This is a genomic window from Methanobrevibacter sp. (genome assembly GCF_045611865.1).
In the GTDB taxonomy this organism is placed as follows: domain Archaea; phylum Methanobacteriota; class Methanobacteria; order Methanobacteriales; family Methanobacteriaceae; genus Methanocatella.
On the sequence record NZ_JAZKXX010000041.1, the window covers coordinates 1 to 4,343 of the forward strand.

Below are 4,343 nucleotides of genomic sequence, written 5' to 3' on the forward strand. Positions count from 1 at the left end.
TTTTTCTAATCGATGTGAAATTTCAAGTGTAACTTAAAATAAATAATAATTAGATTATTTTAAGAGAATTTGAGTAAAAATAGAAATAAAAATAGATTTTTAAAAAATTTTTGCAAAAATCAAATAGGATTTCTACAAAGCTATTTTATTCAACTATTTTTTGTATCTTAATATTAAAATAATATAAAAAAGATACATTAATCAAGAAATTATTTTTATAAATTTTTTTGAGGAAAAGATAATATGGTTAAAACTTATGTTTTTGGACATAAAAGTCCGGATAGTGATTCAATCACATCAAGTATTGTAATGACTAATTTGGAAAAAGAATTAGGCAATAATGAAGCTCAAGCCTACAGATTAGGAAATCTTAATAAAGAAACAGAATTCATTTTAAATTATTTGGGCATCGAAGCACCTGAACTTTTAGAAAGTGTTGAAGATGGAGCTAATGTTATTCTAGTTGACCACAACTCTCCTGCTGAATCTGTTGATAATTTGGAAAATGCAAATATATTAAAAGTTGTGGACCACCACAAACTCGCTTTAGAAACTTCTTATCCATTATTCTTAAGATTTGAACCTGTTGGATGTACTGAAACAGTTTTATTCAAGTTATATGAAGAAAATGGTGTTGAAATCACAAAAGATATTGCAACATTAATGTTATCAGCTATTATTTCAGACACTTTACTTTTAAAATCTCCAACTACAACTGATGATGATAAAAAAGCTGTAGAAAAACTTGCTGAAATTGCTGAAATTAATGCTGAAGAATATGGATTGGAAATGCTTAAAGCTGGGACTGATTTAAGTAGTTTTTCAATTGAAGAAATTTTATCTCTTGATGCAAAACAAATTGATTTTAAAGATGTTAAATCAATCATAAATCAGGTAAATACTGCTGATATTAGTGATGTTTTAGCAATGAAAGACGATTTGGAAGCAGGTATGAATAAAATCATCGAAGATGAAAATCTGGACTTATTTATGCTTTTAATCACTGATATTGTGAACAGTAATTCTCAGGTAATTGCACTTGGAAAAGATGCAAGTCTAGTTGAAAAGGCATATGGAGTTAAATTAGAGGATAATACTGTCTTACTTGAGGGTGTTGTTTCACGTAAAAAACAAGTAGTACCTATCATGACTGAAAATGCTTAAATTTTTAGTCATTAATACAAAATAGGTATTTCTTGTTATTTAAGTAAAATTTATAAATGATTATTTATTAAATATAAATTAGATGTATTTTAATACATCTCTAATCAATCCATTTTGGATATATAAATTAGACGGGAAGCATAATTATAAAACCTTTAATTGTATTTTTTATACATTAAAAAAATTAGAAACTAACGTTAATTATGCTTTCAATATTTTTAACTTTTTTTTAAAAACAAGGTGTTAATATGAAAACACTTGAATGGGAAGATAATAAATTAAAACTCATTGATCAAAGAAAACTTCCTGATGAGCTAACTTATGTTTATTGTAATGATTATCAGGATGTTATTGTTGCGATTCGTGATATGATTGTTCGTGGCGCACCTGCAATTGGTGTGTCAGCTGCTTTTGGAATGGCACTAGCAGATATTGATGGTGTCGACTTAAATAAAGCAGCAGTTGAGATAAAATCTGCAAGGCCCACAGCCGTAAATTTATTCTGGGCAGTTGATAGGGTATTAAATAGTAAAAATTCACTTGAAGAAGCATTAAAAATGTATGAAGAGGACATGGCCACAAATAGGGCAATTGGAAAATTTGGTGCTGAAGTAATAGATGATGGAGATACTATTCTAACTCACTGTAATGCCGGAGCTCTTGCATGTGTTGATTATGGAACTGCTTTGGGTGTAATTAGGGCAGCACACGAGCAAGGAAAAAACATTAATGTAATCTGTGATGAAACACGCCCTAGAGGCCAGGGAGCTAGTTTAAGCGTTTGGGAGATGCAACAAGAAAACATTCCGGTTAAGTTAATCCCTGATGTGGCTTCAGGTTTTTTAATGTCCCAGGGAAAAATTGATAAAGTTGTTATAGGTGCAGATAGGATTGCACGTGGCGGTGTAGTAAACAAAGTTGGTTCATTCATGGTGGCTTTAGCAGCAAAACATCATAATATTCCATTTTATGTTGCAGCTCCATATTCCACTTTTGATAATGAGATATCTATTTTTGACACTGTTATTGAAGAGCGTGATGGTGATGAAGTTAGATATTATGGTGGAGCAAGAATTTGTCCTGAAGGCACTGAAGTGATAAATCCTGCCTTTGACATAACTCCAAAAGAGTTAATTACTGGAATTATAACTGAAAAAGGAATTATTGATCCAATCTAGACAATGATTCTAACTTATTTTTTTTAATTTTTGTTTAAAATTAATATTTACCAAATAATGTTCATAACTCAAAAACATTTGTTAAACTAAAAGTAATGTCACCAGACTCATCAAACTCAAACATGAAAATCATCACTACTAAATAATATCAAAATATTTATACAAAAGCATAAATATATAAAAATAATTATCGATTTTTATATGAAACTTGTGATATTATGGAATTGACTCAATATCTAATCCAAATTCTTATAGCTGCAGGAATTTTCACAGTACTGTGTATCCTAGCAAAACCATTGAAAAAAATCATAGATTCATATTTTGATTCTCATTTAAATCACTATTTTCCCCTAGAAGAAATTTTAACACTTAAATAGCTTTATTATCTGATTTTAATAGCGAGCATATATTTTTGCATCATGAATTTTTTCATAAACAGGCTGAATCCACCTAGTGCAGAAATAATTATGATTGCTTCGATAATAGACATTATCCTCTCAGTCTACATTACCGTAAGTTTCTATGATGGTTCAACAAAAAGCAGGATAATATCCATATTTATGTTGCCATTAACATCAATAGTTTATCTTATCTTTGGAGGGCCATTGGTTGGATATTGGGAGTTCATCCGTATTCCTGCACTATTGTATTTAGTTGCACATTTCTATAACAAATTCTTAAGCCATACTAAAGAACATAACTTGGACAAAATAATATTGCTGTTGGTAAGTGTCATATACATCTCTTTTGTTTTAACATTGATAAGTGAAAAACAAAACCCTATACAATCATTGGGTATGGTTTCATATGCATTCACAAGCAATGGTTATATCATTTCAGATACTACTACTGAGGGAGTAATCATAAGCACAATCCTGGCTTGGAGTGGATACATCATTTCGGGAGTGGCAACAGCAACATTGGGTGCTGCAATCGTTTTAAGAAAAACCCACAAAAAATTTGAAAACCTGGAAAAGGAACAGGATAACTTAAAAAAGATGATAAGTAAAACTCCACAAAACAATGAAATGAAAGAGTTGAAAATGGAACTGGAATCAATACACGATGAAAATGCTGAATTGAAGCGTGAAATTGTGGAACTAAAAGAAATTATTAAAAACAAATGAAATTAAAATTATTCATAGATTGTTATCTACTTTCCCATCAATGGCCACATGCCATTCTCCAGGGCTTGTGGATTTCACTTTACGGCAATTGATTATTTCCACTTTTTTATTTTTCTTTGAACATGCACTTTCAAGACGTTTTATTCCTTGGTCATATGAATCAGAGAATTCATAGTAATTGATTATTCCACCATCTTTTATTAAATCAACTGCAAGGTCAAGGAAAGTATATGCAAGGCCCGGTAAATTCATAATTATTCTATCAAATTTGCAGTTAAATGATTTGCTAACTTCAGCAATATCTCCACAATATGTTTTGATATTGCCTTTCAATTTATTCAACTTGATATTTTCATCTAGATATTTAATTGCTTCACTGTTGATGTCGACTGCAGTAATGTCCACATTTTTATTTCGAGCTATGACAATTGGAAATGGTCCGATTCCACAAAACATATCCAAAATTTCCTCACCATCCAAAACACTTTCCATCACACGTTTTCTCTCTGTTGCAAGGCGGGGTGAAAAATAAACTTGACGAACATCCAATTTCAATCTTGCGCCATGTTCCTTGTGTATTGTCACTGAATCATCAACACCTGATAAAAATTCCAAATCGCGCACACGTGTTGTTCCTTTTATAGCGCTTTTTTTCATGTAAATGGCTTTTCTTTTTGTAAACTTAAGTGCAGCATCTCCAATTAGTTGTTTTTTATCTTCCAGATCATCAGGAATTTCTAAAATCACTATGTCTCCAATTGTATCAAAGGATGTCCTCAACTCTTCAATTTCTTCAGGTGCCAATTCATCTTCAAGTAATTCGGAAAAGTTATGGGGAACTTTTTTCATGGCTTCCAGGTGCATGCAAACAATT

The 4,343-nt window shown here is 30.9% G+C and carries 5 protein-coding genes; 4 read left to right on the top strand and 1 reads right to left on the bottom strand.

The genetic code is table 11. From position 1 onward, the window contains the following. Nucleotides 1–243: 243 nt before the first annotated feature. The 4 genes from ACKI32_RS04410 (at nt 244) to ACKI32_RS04425 (ending at nt 3,469) form a co-directional block, all read left to right on the top strand. A complete protein-coding gene (locus ACKI32_RS04410) occupies nt 244–1,164 on the top strand; it encodes a manganese-dependent inorganic pyrophosphatase (RefSeq protein WP_407413890.1) in 921 nt (306 codons plus the stop codon). A gap of 248 nt (nt 1,165–1,412) precedes the next feature. Continuing rightward, nucleotides 1,413–2,342, top strand: a complete 930-nt coding sequence (gene mtnA, locus ACKI32_RS04415; protein WP_407413892.1) for an S-methyl-5-thioribose-1-phosphate isomerase — start codon at nt 1,413–1,415, stop codon at nt 2,340–2,342. 218 nt (nt 2,343–2,560) lie between these two features. Beyond that, nucleotides 2,561–2,719 carry a hypothetical protein gene (locus tag ACKI32_RS04420; RefSeq protein ID WP_407413894.1) on the top strand — a complete coding sequence of 53 codons (159 nt, stop codon included), beginning with the start codon at nt 2,561–2,563 and terminating at the stop codon, nt 2,717–2,719. A 42-nt stretch (nt 2,720–2,761) separates the two neighbouring features. Further along, nucleotides 2,762–3,469, top strand: a complete 708-nt coding sequence (locus ACKI32_RS04425; protein WP_407413896.1) for a hypothetical protein — start codon at nt 2,762–2,764, stop codon at nt 3,467–3,469. 12 nt (nt 3,470–3,481) lie between these two features. On the opposite strand, the gene ACKI32_RS04430 is transcribed toward ACKI32_RS04425, so the two are convergent. Then, the coding region (locus tag ACKI32_RS04430; RefSeq protein WP_407413898.1) for a class I SAM-dependent methyltransferase at nt 3,482–4,343 on the bottom strand (862 nt) is incomplete at its 5' end.

Excerpts from the sequence above, each read along its gene's own strand:
- ACKI32_RS04420 (WP_407413894.1), top strand. The coding sequence starts at position 2,561 with ATGGAATTGACTCAATATCTAATCCAAATTCTTATAGCTGCAGGAATT.
- ACKI32_RS04425 (WP_407413896.1), top strand. The coding sequence starts at position 2,762 with ATGAATTTTTTCATAAACAGGCTGAATCCACCTAGTGCAGAAATAATT.
- mtnA (WP_407413892.1), top strand. The coding sequence starts at position 1,413 with ATGAAAACACTTGAATGGGAAGATAATAAATTAAAACTCATTGATCAA.
- ACKI32_RS04410 (WP_407413890.1), top strand. The coding sequence starts at position 244 with ATGGTTAAAACTTATGTTTTTGGACATAAAAGTCCGGATAGTGATTCA.